Consider the following 21,498-nt stretch of genomic DNA (forward strand, 5'->3'; position numbering starts at 1 on the left):
CAAGGTCGCCCAAATATCGGGCAACTGGGTCGATATCCATGATCATGGGGATCACGGAAAACCGCCTTTGGGGGAGACGTTACTTATGTCAGATCACATCAAAATACAGCCTGCGACAGGCACTTGGGTCGTTCGCGCAGCTGGTGCAGTGCTCGGGGAAAGCAATGATGCGCTTAAGCTGGTGGAAGGCGACAAGCCGTTCGTGATTTATTTTCCGCGGACTGATATTTCCATGGCATTTTTCGACAAATCCGAAACCACAACGACCTGCCCGCACAAAGGGAAGGCCACATATTATGATCTCGTAGCAAAAAGCGGGACATACAAAGACACCGCATGGTCCTATGACGACCCCAAAGACGACGTTGCGCAAATCAAAGGCTATCTGGCATTTTTCGTCGATAACGTGGCGGTGGAACAGCTTTAAGAATGTTCTTCTGCAGCTGTCGCGGCCAAAGCGCGGTTGAACGCGCGCAAGACGTCGACCTGAAACAGCGCCCCACGCAGTTCTGGGGGGCCGTCACCAACTGCAGGGATGACAACGGGAATGAAACTTGATCCCGTCGCTTCAAGGATCGGCATGGCTTGGTCCAGCATCATGTCTTGCGAAATATACACCCCTTCAAGGATCAGTGCCGCGCAGGTCTCAGGGTCCGCAGCTTTCGGGTGGTCAGCTATACGCATGACGCTAGCCACTTTGAACGTTCCCAACAAATAGGCCTGCTGCCAGATGCACGCCGCGCCGTTCCCGTTGGGTGAGAAAGAAGCTGCGATGCACCAGTTTTGATGCCAGTGCGGATGAAAGCGATACCGACACCATCACTGCGATGCCCGTTTGCCAATCGCCCGTCAGTTCAAACACAATCAACGTGGTTGATATCGGCGCGCCAAGGACGGCAGCCGTGACAGCGCCCATAATACCTGCCAGCGCGTACAACGTCCCCTCACCCGATACGTCTGGAAAAATTCCAGTCGCGACAATGCCGAACGCCAGACCTGTCATCGCGCCGACCATCAAAGACGGTGAAAACACGCCGCCGCCCATGCGCCCTGCCATGGTGATGGCCACCGCAACAATCTTGATGAACACAAACACAATTGCTTCGTGCATGACCAATCGGCCCGTCAGGGCGTCAGACGTGGTTTCATAGCCAACGCCGATGATGTGCGGATAAAATATCGCCCCCCCCCCGAGCAATGTCCCCGCAATCATCGGCCGCAAATAACGCGGAATCCGCCAGCGGGTCTTCAACGCGGTGCCCATGGTGTCGACCCACAAAATCGCCCGCATCAGTACCACGGCAATCAGACCGCACAGCAATCCAAGGATCAGGAACGCCGGAAGTTCGACATAAAACGCAAGGATATTCTGGTTCGGGATCAGGAACTCAGTAACGTCGCCATAAACGGAACGGTTGATGACAGTCCCCGCAACGGACGCGATGACAATCGGCGCAAAGGCGTGCACCGCAAAATGGCGCAGCACAACTTCGAGCGCGAACAGCGCGCCGGCAATCGGCGCATTAAAACTTGCGGACACCGCGGCAGCAACTGCGCAGCCCATCAGATCGCGGCCCGTAATCCCATCGGCACGGATCAGGCGGCTGACATAGGTCGACACAATCGCGGCCAGATGCACCACCGGACCCTCGCGGCCCGTCGATCCACCGGTTGAGAGCGTGATAAAAGACGCAAGCGACGAGACAAGACCTTTTCGCCGCTCGACCCGCCCATCATAAAGCGCGGCCCCCTCAATCACATCAGCAACAGAACGCACGCGCCCGTCATCGGTGAATTTGTTCAAGATCACCCCGACAGCCAGCCCGCCAGCCATCGGGATCAGTAATATCCACCACCAATCCAGCCGCGCTGCGTCAGATCGCAGATGCGCCACATCATCAGTCTGGTAAAGCCACGCCTGAAACGTCTCAATCCCGAACCGAAACCCGATCGCGGCGAAACTGGCCGCAATGCCGACAAGCAACGCAATAAACCAGAACTGAACTTGGGACGGACCGCGGGTGCGGATCACATGCCAGCCACCACGACAGGCCGTTAGGGCGTCATCGATCCCCTGCCCGATCAGCGATTTCTGCGGCTCCGCCATATCGTCCCGTTATTTCTTCACTCGCGCGTCGCGGTGTCTTAGAGTGCGGCAATCCAACGGGGAGAATTCCATGTCCATTAACGCCGCCATTGACGCGCTTGCCACAGTGTTAGGCGATCGGCTGTCGCAGTCCAAGTCCGATCTGGCAGCACACGGCCAATCCGAGACGCACTTTGATCCGACACCGCCCGATGCCGTCGCCTATCCGCGCAACACGGATGAGGTTTCGCAAATTGTGACACTCTGTGCGCAGCATCACTGCCCCGTGGTTGGCTACGGCGCGGGGACGTCACTCGAAGGGCATACATTGGCGACCAGCGGCGGTATCACAATCGATTTTCGCAATATGTCTCAAGTGCTTGAGGTGCAAAGCGGCGACATGACCGTGCGCGTTCAACCTGGCATCACCCGCGAAGCGTTGAACGAAGACTTGCGCGCAACTGGCCTGTTCTTTCCTGTCGATCCCGGTGCCAACGCATCCCTTGGCGGCATGGCCGCGACGCGGGCCAGCGGCACCACCGCTGTGCGTTATGGAACCATGCGCGACAATGTTATGGCGCTTGAAGTCGTGCTGGCAGATGGGCGGATCATTCGCACAGGATCCGGCGCGCGCAAATCATCGGCGGGTTACGATCTAACGGCGTTGATGGTCGGCTCTGAGGGGACGTTGGGTCTGATCACTGAACTCACCCTGAAATTGCAGGGCCAGCCGGAAGCCATCGCCGCCGCCACCTGCGCCTTTGACACAATCGACGCGGCTGTGCAGGCCGTCACAGCGACCATCGCCATGGGTATTCCAATGGCGCGGATTGAATTTCTGGACGCGGCCAGCGTCGCCGCGGTGAATGCCTATTCCAAGGCGGACTTTCCAGTGACCCCGCACCTGATGGTCGAATTTCACGGCTCGGACGCGGGCGTGGCAGAACAGGTCGAACGGTTCGGCGATATCGCGCTAGACTGCGGCGGGTCCGCGTTTTTATGGGCGACAAAACCCGAAGACCGCACCCGCCTTTGGCAAATGCGCCACCACGCGTATTGGGCCATCCTTGCATCGCGCCCAGGACTAAACGTAGCTGCAACCGCAATTGTCACCGATGTCTGCGTACCGATCAGCAGGTTGGCGCAGGCTGTGTCCGAAACCCAAGCCGATATAGATGCCAGCACGATCCCCGCACCTATTTTGGGACATGTCGGCGATGGGAATTTTCATGCGATTTTGCTGATTGATCCCGAAAACGCGGATGAAAAACACGCGGCTCTGGACCTGTCTGCGCGCATGGCAAAACGCGCATTGGCACTTGGTGGAACGGTGACAGGCGAACACGGCGTAGGTCTGGGGAAGCTGGACTACATGGCGGCCGAACACGGTGCCAGCTGGGACGTCATGGCACAGATCAAACGAGCGATGGACCCGCTGAATATTCTGAACCCCGGCAAAGTTGTGCGACTGAATTGATGACAGGTGGCAGTAAAGTCACCGGTTGATCAGGCCGGTAGCAACGCAATCGCGGCTGCGCGTGCCTCATCTGTGATGCGATCGCCGCTTAACATCCGCGCGATTTCATCGATGCGATCCGCACCCACCAAACCGACAACGGTCGACAGTGTTGCGTCTTTTGTCTGGCGCTTTTCAACCCGCCAATGGTGATCCCCCAAGGCCGCGACCTGCGGGCTATGGGTCACAACCAGGACCTGGCCTTGCGATGCCAACTGCGACAGACGGCGCCCGACCGCATCCGCCGTCGCACCGCCGACGCCGCGATCAATCTCGTCAAAGATCAACGTCAGACCAGATTCCGTCCCCGTAAGACAGACTTTCAATGCCAGTAAAAAGCGGCTCAATTCACCGCCAGACGCGATTTTACCGATGGGTCCCGCCGGTGCGCCGGGGTTGGTGGCGACTGTAAACGACACGGTGTCAGCGCCGTCGGGGCCAGCATCGCTCGGTGTGATTTCAGTCACGAAAACAGCGCGTTCCATCTTGAGCGGCGCCAGTTCCTTGGCCATCGCCTTGTCCAGCTTACCCGCCCACTTGCGCCGCGCGTCGCTTAAACTGCCAGCAGCGCCGTCATAGGCCGCTTGTGCCGTTGCTAGAACTTCCGCCAGTTCGGCAAGATCAGACGCGCCACGATCCAGCGCAGCCATCCGTTCACGCAACCCGTCCGCAAAGGGACCGAGTTCGTCCGCAAGAACGTTGTGTTTGCGGGCCAGACCACGGATCGCAAAAAGGCGTTCCTCCGCCTGTTCAAGATCGTGGGGATTGAACGCAAGTTCAGCAATGCAAGTCTCAACACCTGATTGCGCCTCACCAAGCTCAATCATTGCGCGTTCAAGGGATGCCAACGGCGCGTCAAGAATGCCATCCGCCTGCCCAGATGCATCGCCCAACCAACGCATCGCATCACTAAGCTGCCCTTCAGCTCCGTTTACACCAAGCGCCTGATATGCCTTATGAATATCTTCGCCGATCTTTTCGGCTGCCTGCATTTTGCGGCGCTGTTTGTCCAGATCCGCATCCTCGCCGGCGCTTGGCGATAACCCGTCAAGTTCGGCAACCGAATGGCGTAAGAATTCTTCTTCTGCCTGCAATTCAGCGATGCGGACTTCTGCTCCAGCAAGCGCCTTTTTGGCGACGGATAGGTCTTTCCAAGCTGCTCTGACTGCTGTCAAACGCGGCGCCAGATTTCCAAAATCATCAAGCAAGATGCGGTGCCCGCGCGGGTTCAGCAACCCGTGATCATCGTGCTGCCCATGCAATTCAACCAGCGTTTCGGACACCGCCCGCAAAATATCGCCGCTCACTCGTCGGTCGTTTATCCACGCGGTTTTGCGCCCGTCACGGCCATTGATCCGACGCAAAATCAACGCGTCATCGTAGCCAAATCCCGCCTCGCGCAGCACGTCCCACGCGCCATGACTCTCGGGCAGATCAAACTCGGCAATGACCTCTCCCTGATCCGCGCCTTGGCGCACCAGTTCAGCACGACCGCGCCATCCCAGCACAAAGCCAAGCGAATCCAACAAGATAGACTTACCCGCACCAGTTTCACCAGTCAGAACATTCAGACCCGGCTGAAACACAAGTTCCAGCCGGTCAATAATGAGCATGTCACGAATATCAAGGCTGCGGAGCATTTTGCCCGCCTAGAGCCATTCGCCGCGGACCATTTGGCGATAAATTGCAGCCAACCAATTGTCACCCATTGGCTGCGGTTCAACACCGGACCCGGTCAACAAGGCAAAGCTGTCAGCATACCATTCGGTCGAGCGATAGTTGTACCCAAGGACCGCACCTGCACTGCGTGCCTCGTCCAGCAAGCCAAGGGACAGATAGCTTTCGACCAAACGGTGCAGCGCCTCGGGGGTGTGCGACGTCGTTTGGAAATCTTCGACCACAATGCGGAACCGGTTCACGGCGGCCGCGAAATTGTCGCGCTTGAGGTAGTAGCGCCCGATTTCCATTTCCTTGGCCGCGAGGTGGTCAAACGCGAGGTCGAACTTCAATACGGAAGATCGCGCATATTCGCTATCTGGATAGCGTTCAATTACGACCCGTAAAGCCTGCAGCGCCTGAAACGTCAGACCTTGATCGCGGCCAATTTCGTCAATCTGATCATAATAGCTCAGCGCCAGCAAATACTGTGCATAGGCCGCGTCGTCATCGACCGGATAGAAATCGATGTAATGCTGCGCGGCGGCGCGGGAATTGGGGTAATCCTGATCGCGGTGATAGGAAAACGCCTGCATGATCAGCGCGCGTTTGGCCCATTCGGAATAGGGGTAAAGACGTTCAATCTCACCGAAATAGAACGCCGCATCGTCGGCCTGACTGCGTTCAAGCTCAAACTCACCACGTTCAAAAATTTGCTGTGCGGAAAAGGAGTCGAGCGCACCAGACGCCCGACTGTCAAATGAATTGCAGCCTGCCAATAAGCCAAGCGCAATAACGCCTGTGGCCAGACCATTTCGAATTCTGCAGATGCTGCTGCGGCCTGACATAAAGGCGCCCCCGCTCACGATTATTGTTCGAAGATAACCCTCGATTGACATTTGTCTAGCACACAAATTTGGCGTGCAAAATGCCTTTTCTACGCCTTTGGGCAGGTTTGGTGGCAGGACTGATATGACAGGCGAAATGCAGCATCAATTGGGCCCAAGTTAAGCGACTTGTGGCAGGTCAGCCCAGCGAAGTCCGACACCTGGCAAACGCGCAGCGATTCCAGCGTCAGCGTCGCGCCAACCCCAAGCTTCTGGGTCAGCAAACAGCGCGCAAAGAAGCGCATTCGTAACCGCATGGCCCGCTTTGGAGCCCGTATAACGTCCCAAAATAGGGGCACCCGCTGTGTACAAATCGCCCAATGCATCCAGCATTTTATGGCGCACAGCCTCGTCCTTGTGGCGCAAACCACCGGGACTGAGGATATCTGCACCATCAACCACGACTGCGTTTTCAAGCGTGCCGCCAAGAGCCAAGCCCTGCGCTCGCATCGCGTCCACGTCGGACGAACGACAAAACGTGCGGCTGTTGCAAAGCTCACGTACGAAGGCGCCGTTGGACATATTCAGCGTTTTTTCCTGATGACCAATCGCACGATCTGCAAAATGAATTTCGAACCGGATGTGCAGTGTATCGGCCGGATCGAGCCGCGCTTGCGCGCCTCCCACTGTCACCGAAATTGATTTACGCACTTCAATCACGCGCAGCGGCGCGTTAAGGTGGCGGATGCCAGCATGCAGAAACCCTTCGACGAACTCCGCAGAGGATCCGTCGAGAATCGGAACCTCTGGGCCCGTGACCTCGACCAGCGCGTTATTCAAACCACATCCCGCGAGCGCGGCCATAATATGTTCAATGGTGGAGACAGACGTTCCAGCCGCATTTTCAATGCGCGTATTTAACGGAGAAACAGTGACACGGTGCCATAGTGCTGGCACGTCAGCATTATAGGCATCAACGTCCGTGCGGCGAAAAACGATTCCATGATCGGCAGGCGCCGGACGCACAAGGACAGACACAGGCTGCCCAAGATGGAGCCCCTTGCCTTCAAATGCTACTGTGGTTTCAATCGTCGTCTGCACGTTTTTAGCCTCATTTTTATTTAGATAGACTTAAGAGGTCGGACCCGATCCCTCAACACACTCTTTGCAACGGTCTGAAACATGGGCGTAACATTGCAGCGCAATACTGCCGATTTAAATGCTACGGTGCAGCAAGTATCTGTTATAAAAAGAAAAAAGGCCACCCGAGGGCAGCCCATTTTCATAAATTGTGACCTTACGTCAGACCAAAATCAGTTCGCTTGGCGGCGCAAAAAGGCGGGAATTTCAATCCGCTCTTGGTCAGCATCGGCCTGTGACATCGGAGCAGGTGCCTCTTCGCGCATGGACTCGACGGGGGGCTGCGGACGCTCTCTGGCTTGGCTTTCGTTATGGCCGGTCATGCGGCTGATCAGGCTGTTAAGCCCACCCATGCGTGGCTTTGCGGATTCTTCGGACTCCATCGGTTCTGCGATTGGTGCAGCCACAGGCTTGCTGCGCGCCGCTGCTGTGCGCAAACGATCAAGAGTTTCCTGTGACGGCGTGCCAATTGCAGGGCGCTGCGGCGCCACGAATGCATCGCTTGATGCTTCGATCTCGATTTCCGCACGGGGCTGATAGGCTGCGGGTGGCAAATCGGAAACGGCAGCAGCTGCGACTGCAGGCGCGTCAAACGTTGGCTCTTGAAAAATAGGCTCCTGCGGTTGCGCGGCTGTTTCATCAAACAACGTCGGTTCTGGTGCAACCTGCGCTGCAACTTCGGCAGCAATCGGGGCTGCAACAGCGGGTTCTTCGATCTGCACTTCAGCTGATACGTGTTGCTTCAAAGGCGCTGACATCGGGCGACGCGGGACTGGCATATCGCCTGTTTTAATGGCCGCATCAATGCCCGTCGCCACAACAGACACGCGCATCTTGCCCTCCATGCTGGTGTCCAACGTGGACCCGACGATGATGTTCGCCTCTGGATCGACCTTTTCGCGAATTTTGTTCGCGGCTTCGTCGAGTTCGAACAACGTCAGGTCGTAGCCACCAGTGATGTTGATCAACACTCCGCGTGCGCCCTCGAGCGAGATCTCGTCGAGCAGCGGGTTCGCGATGGCTTTCTCAGCAGCTTGGACAGCGCGATCTGGGCCTTCTGCTTCGCCTGTGCCCATCATGGCTTTGCCCATTTCGTCCATCACAGCGCGCACGTCTGCAAAATCCAGGTTGATAAGGCCTGGACGAACCATCAGGTCGGTCACGCCCTTAACGCCTTGATAAAGAACATCATCCGCCAAAGCGAAGGCTTCGGTGAAGGTGGTGTTTTCATTGGCCAAACGGAACAGGTTCTGGTTTGGAATAATGATCAGCGTGTCGACGACTTTCTGCAAAGCCTCGATGCCATCATCAGCCTGCTTCATGCGTTTGCCGCCCTCAAACTGGAACGGCTTGGTCACAACTCCAACAGTCAGAACGCCCAATTCGCGGGCCGCTTGTGCGATGATCGGGGCTGCACCGGTTCCAGTGCCGCCGCCCATGCCTGCCGTGATGAAACACATATGCGCCCCAGCAAGGTGGTCAACGATCTGTTCAATACTTTCTTCTGCAGCGGCAGCACCGATAGTTGCCCGCGCACCAGCACCCAGACCTTCGGTGACTTTGACACCCATCTGGATTTTTGCAGGAGAACGCGATTGCTGAAGCGCCTGCGCGTCCGTATTGGCCACGACGAATTCAACACCCTCGAGCTCCTGCTCAATCATGTTGTTAACGGCGTTGCCGCCGGCACCCCCAACACCGAAGACGGTGATGCGTGGCTTAAGTTCGTCCTGCCCGGGCATGGAAAGGTTCAATGTCATTGTGCTGTCCGCCTGTATTGTTGGCCCGTCCCAACGAGCGTTCTTGTCGTAGTATTTCTTTTGATCCTAACTGCTGTTGCCACCGTGGTCACGAAAAAACTGCAAAAAAGACGCAAAATATGGGCCTGTTTCAGTGATTTTCCGCCGTATCTAGCGTGATCGGCGAAATATTGCGTATGCGTGGGTGGTGACCCACGGAATTACCAGTTCTCTCGGAACCAACGGACCGCCCGTTTGAACGATCTCGCCGGGTATTTTTCGGCCGGAATGTCGAAATCCCACCATTCGTCTTGTGGATTTGCAGCAAAGAGTGACAGGCCTACAGCGGCGGAAAATGCCGATCCTGTGGCCGCCTGTGGCAGACCTTGCACGCGCAACGGGCGACCAAGGCGCACCTGCTGGCCGAGGATTTTGGTCGCTAGACCATCAAGGCCCGGAATTTGGCTGCCGCCACCGGTCAACACGATCTGCTGGCTGGGCAAGTGTTCGAACCCTGCCGCGTCCAAACGCACGCGCACTTCTTCAAGAATTTCTTCAACGCGCGGGCGCATGATGCCGATCAATTCAGCGCGTGATACCGTGCGCCGGTCTCGTTCCCAATCGCCTGTGTTGCTGCCAACTTCGATCATCTCGCGGTCGTCCATCCCCGTTGCCAGCACGCCGCCGTAGAATGTTTTGATCCGTTCCGCCATAGCAGGCGCGACTTGCAAGCCCATGGAAATGTCAGACGTGACGTGGTCGCCCCCCATGCGCACAGAATCCGAATAGATCATATGTTTGCGCATAAAGATGGAAATGCCAGTCGACCCACCTCCCATGTCGATACACGCCGCACCGAGTTCTTGTTCGTCTTCAACCAGCGATGAAATGCCGGATGCATAGGCTGATGATGCAATGCCAGCCAATTCAAGATCACAGCGCTTGATACAATAGAGCAGGTTTTCAATGATGCTCGCTTCGACCGTCATCATGTGCATGTCGGTGGTCAGTGTCGCGCCGATTTGCCCACGTGGATCGGCAAGGCCGGAACGGTGATCAAGTGCAAAGTTGATCGGCTGCGCGTGTAGAACTTCGCGCCCCTCGCCTATATCCGGAATCTCACATTCGGCCAGCACGCGGCCAATATCGCCCTCGGTGACAACCTGCCCCTGCACATCAACCTGCCCGTCCAGCCCGTAGGACCGCGGACGCCCGCCTGACAAACACGCAATCACATGATCAACACGAACATTGGCCATTTTCTGTGCCGCTTGAACGGCGGTGCGCACCGCACGTTCCGTTTCGGCCATGGCCTCGACCTCACCAAAACGAACACCCCGCGAACGGGTCGTCGCGGCTCCAATGACGCGAAATGACGATTGACCCGCCATGGATCCAACCCCGTCGCCACCACTGTCCTTGGCACTAAACTGTTCGGGCCCATCAAAACGCAGCACGAGGCAGGCGATTTTTGAACTGCCCACATCTAGGATGGCAATGACGCCCCGTTGCATGGCCGCTTGGCGCATATTGCGCATGGCGCGTTGGGATTGGTACAGATCTCTCATGTTTTACACACCTATTCTTGTTCTTGGTCGGCGTTGATTTGGCGCAGGTTCGCGACGGCCTGTTCATTCAATCGGATTGTCGGGCGGGTGGGGTTGCGCATGTCTACGACAGCCACATCACGCTCCAAAAGGTCTTGCACTTGGTTCAATGCGACGACGCGCTCGAACGCCGCAATTGGGTTGTTGGTCGGCAGCAATATACGCTGACCAGTGTCTAGGATCACATCCCAACGGCGTTCACCCATGCGCACAACGCCACGCATGCGCGGGGCCAGCGGGCCAGCGCGGGAGTAAATCTCAAGCCCTTCGGCCAATGCTTCGCGCGCACCGTCCCCAGTGATCAACGGCAAATCAGATCGATCCGCGCGCACGATAATGTTGCGGATCAGCACACCACTTGCGTCGATCAGTTTCAATCCGGCTGGTGCGCGAAACACCGCCACCGGAATGCGTTGCGTCACATGGACCTGCAAAATTCCACCGGGCCGCACACGCAGCGTCGCGTCAGCGACAGCAGGCAAAGCGGCGACAACCTGGCGCATCCCTTCAAGGTCGAGATCAAAGCTGGACGCCGGAAATTCCAACGGCAGCACCGTGCGGATATCACCAGAAAGCGTGTCGTCCGCACCATCAATCGTCATCACTTTGACCATAAATTCATCACGCTGCTGAATTCGGGACTTGGTCGTATTATAGGCGTCAGCAATCATCAGGCGGTTCGGCTCGCGCACCGTCCAGCCCGCGATCAGACCAGCCACAACCAATAACGGCACACCGACTTTGACCAGTTTGCGAAAACCCGGCGTCAGCATTAGACGTTGATAGCGATAGCGCATCCGCGATGGCGCGGGATCGCGGATGCCGGTTGGTCGTTGTGCCCTTATCGGTTGCATGATGCGTCCTCTATCATCCAGGTCATCAAATCCGGAAAGCTGATGCCACAAGATGCGGCCTGTTCAGGGGCCAGCGATGTCGGCGTCATGCCCGGTTGGGTGTTGGTTTCCAGCAGGATCAACCCGTCAAGGCCACGGCTTTCGTCCCAACGGTAATCGGTGCGGCTTAACCCCCGACAGCCAAGGGCGTCATGCGCACGCACTGCGTAATCCATACAGGCTTGGAAGATGTCGTCCGGCAGGTTCGCGGGGATTACGTGGATCGACCCGTCTACCTCGTACTTCGACGCATAATCATACCAGCCATCAACGACTATATCAGTGACGGTCAGAGCGCGCGTGCCCAGCACAGCAGTCGTCAATTCACGTCCCGGCGCATAGGTTTCGACCATCATCAAGTCCGGCAAATCAGCTGCCAATGTGGGCGGGCTATCGCCCTCCATCACCATATAAATCCCAACGCTTGAGCCTTCGTCGTAGGGTTTCACCACATAGGGCGGAGGCAAGACATGCGCGGCTTCAATCTGGGATTTGCTCGCCAGAACGCTCTCTACGAATGGCAGCCCATGTGCGCGGTATATATCTTTGGTTTTCTGTTTGTCCATCGCCGTGGCCGACGCCAGAACGCCGGAATGAGTGTACGGGATGCGCAACCATTCCAACACGCCCTGCACGACGCCGTCTTCGCACCACCGACCATGCAACGCGTTAAACACCGCGTCCGGCTTTGCCAGTTTCAGGCGTTCGACAAGGTCCACGCCCGCATCAATTTCGACAACGTCGAACCCAGCGGTCCGCAACGCGGCCGCACATTCCCTGCCCGAACTGAGAGATACCTCACGTTCAGTTGACGGGCCGCCCAACAGGACGGCAATTTTTTTAGGTGTCCTGCTCGACACGCTGTCCTCTTTCGCGGGCCTTTATTGGTCCGTCATTTATGACAATTGTAAATCGTCATTTGTCGTATTTAGCGAACCCCTGCCTGATGGGGCTTTGACCTTTTTGCTTGTGCAAAGGCGGTCAACCTTGCGGGGTCGGTTCACCAACCCTCATAATTTCCCATTCTAGCGTTAGTCCACTGGTTTCGTAAACCTTTTTTCGAACGTCCTCGCCCAATCCGATCAGATCAGCGGCAGTTGCACCACCTGCATTGGTCAGAAAGTTGGAATGTTTGGTGTTCATGACGGCGCCGCCACGTGTCGCACCGCGCATGCCCGCGTCATCAATAACCTTCCACGCCTTCAGATCATGGGTGTCATCGGCTTGCCCTGTGCTGGAAAACCCCGCCGGATTGCGAAACGTGCTGCCTGCGGTGCGATCTTTGGTCGGTTGGGTTTCATCCCGCTTGGCCAATTGCGCAATCATGCGATCTTCAAGTGTCTGCACATCTTCACGCACAGCTTTTAGCGTGGCTGACACGATGACCGCCCCTTCGGGCAAGGTTGAAGACCGGTATTTCAGATCAAGATCAGCGACCGCCAGCGTTTGCACCGAACCGTCGCGCATCACGGCCCGAACATCTTGCAGCAAGTCTGCCATATAGTGACCATAACAGCCTGCGTTCATTGCCACAGCACCGCCAATTGATCCCGGAATCGTGCGCAGAAATGTCAGGTTCAACCCAAGTGCGGCCGCCTTGCGTGCCACATGTGCGTCCAGCGTCGCAGCCCCCGCCCGCACCAGATCGCCATCAAATTCGATGCCTTTGAACCCGCGCCCCAGCCGGATCACCACACCACGCACGCCACCATCGCGCACGATCAGGTTGGACCCAACCCCCATGACAAACACAGGCACGTCCAAGGGCAATGCGGTCAAAAAGCTGCGCAAATCATCTTCGTCCGCAGGCTGAAACAACACATCCGCAGGCCCGCCCACGCGCATCCATGTCAAACCAGACAGGTCACGGTTCGGGGTCAAAACCCCACGTACGATTGGTAAATCTCTCAACACCATGAACACCGTTTAGCGCGACATACCGTTGCTGCCAAGTCAGCGCAAAATCGCTCAGACCTCAACTGGCCCGACCAAATGCACCGCGCACCCGGCGCGCCAAATTTATCAACGGCCAGCGCAACAAACTACATCCCGCGCACAAGAACCCAAGTCCGATCCAAGGCCCGTTCGTGTAGGTAATATAGCCCAGCAACGGAATGCCAATCACGATCAAAAAATACGCCCGCGTCCACAGATTATCGCGGCTTGGCAGCATCGCCAGCACATTTGCCGCCACCAGCCATGCAAAACCCAAACCGATTGCAATCATTTTGGTATCTCCGGATTCTGGCCACGTACGCGAGCATAGATGTACTTTAGCGGATTGCGAAACATTGAAGCGAACGCAAGGAGGGAAATAATACTCCATCCCCAGCCAAAATCATAGCCAAGCCAGATAATCAGAACAGGGGCGAGCAGCAGCAACGTAATCCCCGGACCGTATTGCAACCGCATTGGCAACAGCGCAGTGGCAGTGGCCACAAACACCCAAATAATGGCAACAATAATTGACCAACTCATGCGGGGCTTCCATCGGTCTTTGTTTTAATAGTATCCCGAGGGGAGTCCGCAGGACGGGGGGCCGGCCCCCCGTTTGATCGGATTGGCGCAGCCAATTCGATCTTGCTCACAACAGCCCGCCAAGCACGATGCGCCGAACAGGCCGCGCAAACATCAACCCACCACTCATTACGCCCAAAGCCAATGTCGCTTCGCCGGGATTGTACTGCATATGGACCAACATCATGCCAACAAACGCGATAGAAAACGCCCACAAAAGCCGACGCAGCCATTTGATCATCGGCATCAGGGCCACGATTAAGATCGCGCCAAGGATCAGCCATTCATACGTCACGCCTTTAGCAGATCCGGCAACGCGTTGGCCCAACCCGATATTGATCCAGCACCAAGACAAACAACCATATCACCCGGTTTTGCCTGTTCTTTCACCAGCGCCACAAGATCGGCCTCATTGGTGATTGCGCGGGCATCACGGTGCCCCGCACGGATCAGACCCGCGACCAGATCATCGCGTGTTGCGCCTTCGATGACATCCTCTCCAGCGGCAAAAACCTCGGTGATCGCGACAACATCGGCGTCGTTGAAACACGCACAGAAGTCGGCGAAATGATGGTGCAGTCGGGTGTAGCGATGCGGTTGGTGCACCGCGATAATGCGCCCCTCTGACGCTTGCCGCGCGGCTTTTAGCACGGCGGTGATCTCAGTCGGGTGGTGGCCGTAATCGTCAATGATTGTAACGCCGTCAACTTCGCCTACGCGGGTAAATCGGCGTCCGACACCTTTGAACGCGGTCAATGCTGTGCGGATTTCTTCCGTCTTCATACCCAGATAACGCGCTACTGCGATGGCGGACAAGGCGTTGGACACGTTGTGATCGCCCGGCATCGGCAGTGCGCAGTCCACAATCGTCAGGCCTTCGTTCTGCAAAACCACATCAAAATGCGCGACTCCCTTTTTGTAGGTCAAATTGATCGCCCGCACGTCGGCCTGCGCATTAAAGCCATAGGTCACAACCCGTCGATCCGTGATTTTACCAACCAAAGTCTGCACATCGCTGTCATCGGTGCAGCACACCGCCAGCCCGTAGAACGGAATGTTGGACACGAAATCATAAAACCCGGCGTGCAGGTTTTCGATCGTGCCCCAGTGTTCCATGTGTTCGGGGTCGATGTTTGTCACAATCGCGATGGTGGCTGGCAGGCGGTTGAATGTGCCGTCGCTTTCATCCGCTTCGACAACCATCCATTCGCCGTCCCCGACCCGCGCGTTCGATCCATAGGCGTGGATAATACCGCCGTTCACCACAGTGGGATTGAATTTGCCTTCTTCCAGCAGTGCCGCGACCATTGTCGTTGTCGTGGTCTTGCCGTGGGTTCCGGCCACCGCGATGTTTGATTTCATCCGCATCAGTTCGGCCAACATTTCAGCGCGGCGCACGACGGGCAGACCACGCTGGCGGGCCGCATCCAGTTCGGGATTGCCAGGTTTAATCGCACTTGAAATCACAATGACTTCGGCATCCTCGATATTTTCGGCCTGCTGGCCTTCAAAGATGAACGCACCCAGCTTTTGCAACCGTTTGGTGATTGGTGTTTCTTTCAGATCAGACCCTTGGACAACGTAGCCATGGGACAAAAGCACCTCGGCGATACCCGACATTCCAATGCCACCGATCCCGACAAAATGGATCGGGCCAACGTCGAGGGAGATTTTCGTTGCAGCGTTCATGTCAGGGCTCCCGTCCATCTTTTCGCCTTCGACTCACTATTTACCGTGTCGCTCTTAGGGGGGTCGCTTCACTCAACTCTAAGGTCAGCGCAACAAGAGTTTCTGTCGCATCCGGCTTACCACAGGCAAGCGCTGCTAGTGACATCTTCAACGCCCCGTTGGGATTGCTCAACAAAGCCGCAATTTGTTCCGATAGGCTTTCGACATGCAGATCAGCCTCTGCGATCATGATCGCGGCGCCCGCAGTCACCAATTGTTGCGCATTCGCCGTCTGGTGGTCTGCTGCAGCCAGCGCATAAGGCACAAGGATCGACGGGCGACCAATGACGCTTAAGTCGGCAATGGACGATGCGCCTGCGCGGGCAATCACTAGTTGGGCTTCGGACATGCGGGTCGGCACGTCGTTGAAAAATGTCTGTACATCAGCGGGGATGCCTTCGTCCGCGTAGTATTGCGCCACGCGGTCAAGGTCTTCGCTGCGGGCTTGATGACTGACACGGATGTTGCGGCGGATCGCACTTGGTAAGCCAGAAATCGCAGGCGGGACAACGTCGCTCAAGATGCGCGCGCCCTGCGATCCGCCCATGACCAAAATCGACATCGGGTAATCTCCAGGCGCTATATAGCCCGCACCTGCGCGCTCAAGGATCGCTCTGCGCACAGGGTTTCCGACTGGAACACCTGTCAAACCTTCGGGCATGTCGGTTGGCCACGTGCCGCATGCAACTTTGTTGACCCGTTTTGAAAAAATCCGATTCACACGGCCAAGCACGCCGTTTTGTTCATGGATCATTCGCGGGCTTCGCAGAACCCACGCGGCAGACATCGCCGGAATGGTCGGGTAGCCGCCAAATCCGACAACAACCGCAGGCCTATCGCGCAACATCTTATATATGGCCGACAGGATGCCCCCCATAATCGTAAACGGCGCCTTTAGTTTCGCCAGCACACCGCCGCGCGCGAACGTCGCCGACCCTACTTGCTCGATTTCAACCGCATGGGGAAAGCCGCCAGTATAGTGCGCACCGCGACTATCGGTCGACAATTTCACCCGCCAACCGCGCGCCAACATCGCCTCAGCTAAGGCCTGCGCCGGAAACATATGACCGCCCGTGCCGCCTGCCGCGATGATCAAAAGTGGATCAGCCATCGCTTATCGACCCCGCCGCAGCAAAATATCACCGATCTGGCCCTGTGGACGTGTGCGCGTAAACGCCAACAACATGCCCACGGCGATGCCGGACGCGATCACGGATGACCCGCCATAACTGATGAACGGCAACGTCATGCCCTTTGCAGGCAACAGTCGCACAGCCACACCCATATTGATCATCGCCTGAACGCCGACAATGCAGGCCAATCCGCTGCCCGCCAGCCGGATGAACGGGTCACGTTCTTTCATCAGGCGCATCAAGGATCGCACGACGACGATAGAATACAACGTGATCACGGCCAAGACACAGATCAGCCCGTATTCTTCTGCAGCCACGGCGATTATGAAATCTGTATGGGCATCGGGCAGCGACCATTTCACTTGGCCTTCACCGACGCCAACCCCAAAGAACCCACCCTCGCGTATCGCATTGGTGGCATAACCAAGCTGTGTGGTGGGGTCGACGTCAGGGTTCAAAAACCCGTCAATGCGGCGTGCAAAGTGTTCGGAGTTCGAATAGGCAAGCGATCCGCCAAAGGTCACTAGGCCCGCCAATCCAACCAACAACAGGATCGGCGCACCAGCGACAAAATACATCACACCCCAGCCAAACAAGACCAGCGCCGCTTGGCCAAAGTCTGGCTGCATAGCCAAGAAAAGCACGATCACAAGTGTCAGGATCAACGAATATGTTTTACCGGGTGGCCCGCCAACCTCTTTGCTCGCGGCCATAAACCATGCGGCCACAACGATAAATCCGGGCTTGAGGAATTCGGACGGCTGAAGTGATGCAAACCCAAGCGAATACCACCGCACCGCCCCTTTGCCAAAGTCCGTGCCAAAGAACGGCAGGCCCATCAACGCAACGAAGGACGCCACAAAGCCCAGTACGGCCAATCTGCGCACCAGCGTAGGTGACATCATCGATGTGAAAATCAACACCGCCATCGCAATGGAGCCAAAGAAGGCTTGGCGCTGCACATAGTGGAATGGCTCGAACCCGTTTTTGGCGGCTAATGGCGGCGACGCCGCCAGCCCCAAAAGCAACCCGATACCGAACAGTGCAAGGACGCAGGACAGCGTCCATTTATCCACCGTCCGCCACCAACGTGGAAGAACAGGATCACCCGATTGTACGGGGATCGCTCCGAAAACCATTTCTGTCATGGCGACTGCCTTACTGCCTCAATACGCCCGTTTTCCGGGTCTGATGCTAAGTGTAGCGGCAAATGCCCCGCGTTTCCAGTGAAATGACAGCGCTATTTCGCCCCCTTGCGCTAGAGGGCGTTTCAAGGCACCTCAATGGGATGCATGTGAACACCCTTATCCTTGGCGCAGGCGCCGCCGGACTGCACTGCGCGGCCTTTTCAGGGCCGGACACTTTGGTCGTCGATCACGCCAAAGCGCCCGCAGAAAAGATCCGTATTTCGGGCGGCGGGCGCTGCAATTTTACCAACCTTGGCACGACACCCGCAAATTTTATCAGCCAGAACCTGCATTTCGCGAAATCGGCGCTGGCGCGCTATACACAGTGGGATTTTATCGACCTTGTGGATCGTCATAACATTGCGTGGCATGAAAAGACCTTGGGCCAATTGTTCTGCGATGAAACTGCCAAAGACATCATCGCGATGCTGCTCTCTGAGATGGCCCCAACAGCCGAGTTGTGGTTGCAAACCGAGGTCGGCAATATTCGCCACGACGGCACACACTATCAGGTCGCCCTGAAACGCCACGGGCAGGTCACGCTGGTTCAGGCCGTCAATCTGGTCGTTGCGACGGGTGGTAAATCGATCCCGAAAATGGGCGCGACGGGGCTGGCCTATCAAATCGCGGAACAGTTTGGGCTGGCCATCACCGACACGCGCCCTGCCCTCGTGCCGTTCACGTTTTCGGATGACAGGTTCAAACCGATTGCCGGCACCGCCACGCCAGCCCGAGTAATCACTGCGGATGGCACAGCATTTGATGAATCTCTGCTGTTCACCCACCGCGGGTTGTCTGGCCCTGCTGTTCTGCAAGCGTCGAGCTATTGGCACATGGGTGAGGACGTGCGCGTCGCCCTTGCGCCTGATTTTGACATCGAAGCGGCATTAAAAATACAACGCGCACAAGACGGGCGAAAGGCGGTGAGCACAGCACTCGCCGTGCACCTGCCCGCCCGCCTCGTGGACTTTCTGGGCGATGAACTGGACCTGACAGGAAACGTCGGTGATCTGGCCGATGCGCGCATCGCCGACCTAGCCACGTCATTGCAAAACTGGTCCCTCAAACCCTCTGGCACCGAAGGCTACCGCACAGCAGAAGTCACCGTTGGCGGTGTGGATACCAACGGGTTATCGTCCAAGACCATGCAATCCAAAACCACGCCGCACCTTTATTTCATTGGCGAAGCCGTCGACGTCACAGGCTGGCTGGGGGGCTACAATTTCCAATGGGCGTGGTCGTCTGGCTATGCCGCAGGCGTTGCAATAGCGATGGGCGCACCATGACCAAAGTAGCGGCGGAGTTGCGGGTCGATTTTGTCAGCGGTGCTGTCGCCCATCGCTTGCGGTTCGGCGGCGGGCGCGGGCAATCACTGGCCAAGGCCATGGGGTTGCGCGCTGGCAAAACGCCGATGATTGTCGATGCGACCGCTGGTTTGGGGCGCGATGCGTTCTTATTGGCGTCGCTGGGTGCGCAGGTCACGATGATTGAACGCTCAGAAATAATGCACGCCTTGTTAGTCGATGGCATGGCCCGCGCGATCGCCGAGGGTGGCGAATTTCGCGACATCATTGGTCGCATGACGCTGCTGAAAGGCGATGCCAAAGACCTTTTGGCGGACCTTGCGGGCGAGGCTGTTCTGATTGACCCCATGCATCCGCCTCGCAAAAATTCAGCCCTAGTAAAACGCGAATTGCGCCAAGTCCGTGAAATCGTAGGCACAGACGACGACGACGCAGATTTGGTGCGTGTCGCGCTTGACTGCGCCCGCAATCGCGTGGTTTTGAAATGGCCCGCCAAGGCTGATCCAATCGACGTAGGACGGTCCTGCTCCCACCAAATTCTTGGTAAATCAACGCGCTATGATGTGTTTATGGTTGGATGAAGGACCCGTTAGTCCGCCAATTCAGCCACGCAAGCCGCAAAATCATCTCCACGACGTTCAAAGTTGTCATATTGATCAAACGACGCCGCAGCGGGGGCCAGCAACACGGTGTCACCTGCCTCAGCCTCCGCGCCGGCCTTTGCCACCGCCGTCGCCATATCGCCGCAGACCTCGACATTCAGCCCTTTGAGCTTCATCGCAAATGCCGCCGCCTCACGCCCAATCACGTAAGCCTTCACGACCGTCGGCGCGGGTAGCAATGCATCCAGCCCGCCTTCTTTTTCCAAGCCACCACAAATCCAGCGCACCTTGCTGAACGCCGCCAATGCCTTGGCCGCTGCATCCACATTTGTCGCCTTGCTGTCGTTGACATACCGCACGCCAACCTTCTCGGCGATCAACTGGCTGCGATGCGGTAAGCCCTTGAAACTAATCAGCGCCGCCTCGATCACGCGCGGCCCGATGCCCAACGCGCGGCACGCGGCATAGGCGGCGCAGGCGTTCTGGTGATTGTGCACACCGGGCAATCCAGAAATTGCGCGCAGATCAATTGACCCGACCTGCCGCCACTTGCGATACTCGCTCAAGAACCCTTTGCGCGCGAAAACTGACCAGCCGATCCCGTCGATCTTTTGTCCAGCTGACACGCGGATCACGCGATCATCGCTCGGCCCCTCGGACAATTGATTGGCGATATAGCGCCCTTCCATCTCATCAACGCCAATCACTGCGCGGTCCGGCCCGCCTTCTGCGAACAGGCGGCGTTTGGCGGCGAAGTAGCCGCCCAAACCTGCGTGGCGATCCAGATGATCGGGGCTGAGGTTGGTGAAAACGGCAACGTCCGGCGTCAGCGCGCGGGCAAGGTCGGTCTGGTAACTACTTAATTCTAATACAATAACTTCGCCGTCGTGGGCTTCGTCGAGGTCGAGGACGCCGCGCCCGATGTTGCCTGCCAACTGCGCGGGCCGCCCTGCGTGTTCCAAGATGTGATGGATCAAGGCCGACGTGGTGGATTTGCCGTTGGATCCTGTAACGGCGATGACTTTGGGGATGCTGTCAAATTCGTCCCATTCCGACGTGGCAAAGCTGCGAAAAAACAGGCCGATATCGTTGTCCACGGGGCAACCTTCGGCCAGCGCGCGCGCGATCACGGGGTGGGGTTCAGGATAGAGATGCGGGATACCGGGGGAAGTGATGAGGGTGGCTATATCTTTAAAAGAGCCATGTTTTGTCAGGTTTGTGAGCGTCACACCTGCATCGGCTGCCTTGGTTTCCGCGTCCGGCGAGTCGTCCCAAACGACCACCTCAGCACCGCCCGCCTGCAAGGCCGCGACGGCCGCGAGACCGGATCGGCCAAGCCCCAAAACGGCGACAGTTTTGCCGGAAAAGCCCTGTACTGGAATCATGATGTTGCCCCTTTGTTGCGCCGCGCATATTGGCGGTTTTGGCGGGGCTGGGCAAGGTGGGTTGACACGTGTTCCCGTGGGGCACAGGCCATACACAACCCGTACGCAGGCTGTACACACCCTGTATGTACAGCAGCTGGTTTGCAGGGTGGTTAATTTTGTTCGGTGGGCGGTGGTG

At 57.2% G+C, this 21,498-nt stretch carries 19 protein-coding genes and 1 pseudogene; 4 read left to right on the forward strand and 16 right to left on the reverse strand.

The window, feature by feature from the left end:
• The first annotated feature begins 85 nt into the window (after positions 1-85).
• Positions 86-427 carry a DUF427 domain-containing protein gene (locus tag OA238_RS14130; protein WP_015495684.1) on the forward strand — a complete coding sequence of 114 codons (342 nt, stop codon included), beginning with the start codon at positions 86-88 and terminating at the stop codon, positions 425-427.
• Here the strand turns inward: OA238_RS14130 and OA238_RS14135 are convergent.
• Positions 424-2,107: pseudogene (locus OA238_RS14135) on the reverse strand (chloride channel protein). The gene OA238_RS14130 and the pseudogene OA238_RS14135 overlap by 4 nt on opposite strands.
• A gap of 70 nt (positions 2,108-2,177) precedes the next feature.
• Between OA238_RS14135 and OA238_RS14140 the strand changes: the two are divergent.
• Entirely contained in the window at positions 2,178-3,563 is a 1,386-nt protein-coding gene (locus tag OA238_RS14140) for an FAD-binding oxidoreductase (RefSeq protein ID WP_015495685.1), read from the forward strand.
• A 29-nt stretch (positions 3,564-3,592) separates the two neighbouring features.
• Here OA238_RS14140 and recN read toward each other — a convergent pair whose 3' ends face one another.
• From recN to ftsW, 14 genes are all read right to left on the reverse strand, one after another.
• Positions 3,593-5,242, reverse strand: coding sequence for a DNA repair protein RecN (recN, locus tag OA238_RS14145; RefSeq protein ID WP_015495686.1), 1,650 nt, complete (start codon positions 5,240-5,242; stop codon positions 3,593-3,595).
• Between the two features lie 9 nt (positions 5,243-5,251).
• On the reverse strand, positions 5,252-6,106 hold the full coding sequence (locus OA238_RS14150) for an outer membrane protein assembly factor BamD (protein ID WP_015495687.1): 855 nt from the start codon (positions 6,104-6,106) through the stop codon (positions 5,252-5,254).
• A 159-nt stretch (positions 6,107-6,265) separates the two neighbouring features.
• A complete protein-coding gene (lpxC, locus tag OA238_RS14155) occupies positions 6,266-7,186 on the reverse strand; it encodes a UDP-3-O-acyl-N-acetylglucosamine deacetylase (protein WP_015495688.1) in 921 nt (306 codons plus the stop codon).
• 212 nt (positions 7,187-7,398) lie between these two features.
• Positions 7,399-8,985, reverse strand: a complete 1,587-nt coding sequence (gene ftsZ / locus OA238_RS14160) for a cell division protein FtsZ (protein ID WP_015495689.1) — start codon at positions 8,983-8,985, stop codon at positions 7,399-7,401.
• Positions 8,986-9,185: 200 nt separating this feature from the next.
• Complete coding sequence (gene ftsA, locus OA238_RS14165; RefSeq protein WP_015495690.1) at positions 9,186-10,532, reverse strand: cell division protein FtsA; 1,347 nt, start codon at positions 10,530-10,532, stop codon at positions 9,186-9,188.
• Positions 10,533-10,543: 11 nt separating this feature from the next.
• Complete coding sequence (locus OA238_RS14170) at positions 10,544-11,425, reverse strand: cell division protein FtsQ/DivIB (protein WP_015495691.1); 882 nt, start codon at positions 11,423-11,425, stop codon at positions 10,544-10,546.
• Positions 11,413-12,324: a D-alanine--D-alanine ligase gene (locus tag OA238_RS14175; RefSeq protein WP_015495692.1), complete on the reverse strand. Its 912-nt coding sequence runs from the start codon at positions 12,322-12,324 to the stop codon at positions 11,413-11,415. The genes OA238_RS14170 and OA238_RS14175 overlap by 13 nt, the downstream gene beginning before the upstream one ends.
• Positions 12,325-12,445: 121 nt before the next feature.
• Complete coding sequence (murB, locus tag OA238_RS14180) at positions 12,446-13,381, reverse strand: UDP-N-acetylmuramate dehydrogenase (protein ID WP_015495693.1); 936 nt, start codon at positions 13,379-13,381, stop codon at positions 12,446-12,448.
• 58 nt (positions 13,382-13,439) lie between these two features.
• Positions 13,440-13,691, reverse strand: coding sequence for a DUF2484 family protein (locus OA238_RS14185; protein ID WP_044036873.1), 252 nt, complete (start codon positions 13,689-13,691; stop codon positions 13,440-13,442).
• Positions 13,688-13,942 carry a DUF2484 family protein gene (locus tag OA238_RS14190; protein ID WP_044036875.1) on the reverse strand — a complete coding sequence of 85 codons (255 nt, stop codon included), beginning with the start codon at positions 13,940-13,942 and terminating at the stop codon, positions 13,688-13,690. The genes OA238_RS14185 and OA238_RS14190 overlap by 4 nt, the downstream gene beginning before the upstream one ends.
• A gap of 106 nt (positions 13,943-14,048) precedes the next feature.
• Positions 14,049-14,309, reverse strand: a complete 261-nt coding sequence (locus tag OA238_RS14195) for a hypothetical protein (protein ID WP_144055908.1) — start codon at positions 14,307-14,309, stop codon at positions 14,049-14,051.
• Positions 14,273-15,670: a UDP-N-acetylmuramate--L-alanine ligase gene (murC, locus tag OA238_RS14200; RefSeq protein ID WP_015495694.1), complete on the reverse strand. Its 1,398-nt coding sequence runs from the start codon at positions 15,668-15,670 to the stop codon at positions 14,273-14,275. The genes OA238_RS14195 and murC overlap by 37 nt, the downstream gene beginning before the upstream one ends.
• A 40-nt stretch (positions 15,671-15,710) precedes the next feature.
• Positions 15,711-16,820 (reverse strand): undecaprenyldiphospho-muramoylpentapeptide beta-N-acetylglucosaminyltransferase, encoded by a 1,110-nt coding sequence (gene murG / locus OA238_RS14205; RefSeq protein WP_015495695.1) that lies wholly within the window; start codon positions 16,818-16,820, stop codon positions 15,711-15,713.
• A 3-nt stretch (positions 16,821-16,823) separates the two neighbouring features.
• Positions 16,824-17,990, reverse strand: a complete 1,167-nt coding sequence (gene ftsW, locus OA238_RS14210; RefSeq protein WP_015495696.1) for a putative lipid II flippase FtsW — start codon at positions 17,988-17,990, stop codon at positions 16,824-16,826.
• A 140-nt stretch (positions 17,991-18,130) separates the two neighbouring features.
• On the opposite strand from ftsW, the gene OA238_RS14215 reads away from it, so the two are divergent.
• Together OA238_RS14215 and OA238_RS14220 are read left to right on the forward strand one after the other, a co-directional pair.
• Positions 18,131-19,315: a BaiN/RdsA family NAD(P)/FAD-dependent oxidoreductase gene (locus OA238_RS14215; protein WP_044036879.1), complete on the forward strand. Its 1,185-nt coding sequence runs from the start codon at positions 18,131-18,133 to the stop codon at positions 19,313-19,315.
• On the forward strand, positions 19,312-19,914 hold the full coding sequence (locus OA238_RS14220) for a class I SAM-dependent methyltransferase (RefSeq protein WP_015495698.1): 603 nt from the start codon (positions 19,312-19,314) through the stop codon (positions 19,912-19,914). Before OA238_RS14215 ends, OA238_RS14220 begins: the two co-directional genes overlap by 4 nt.
• Before the next feature lie 8 nt (positions 19,915-19,922).
• On the opposite strand, the gene murD is transcribed toward OA238_RS14220, so the two are convergent.
• Entirely contained in the window at positions 19,923-21,320 is a 1,398-nt protein-coding gene (gene murD / locus OA238_RS14225; RefSeq protein WP_015495699.1) for a UDP-N-acetylmuramoyl-L-alanine--D-glutamate ligase, read from the reverse strand.
• Positions 21,321-21,498 lie beyond the last annotated feature (178 nt).

Source organism: Octadecabacter arcticus 238, assembly GCF_000155735.2.
Classification (GTDB): domain Bacteria; phylum Pseudomonadota; class Alphaproteobacteria; order Rhodobacterales; family Rhodobacteraceae; genus Octadecabacter; species Octadecabacter arcticus.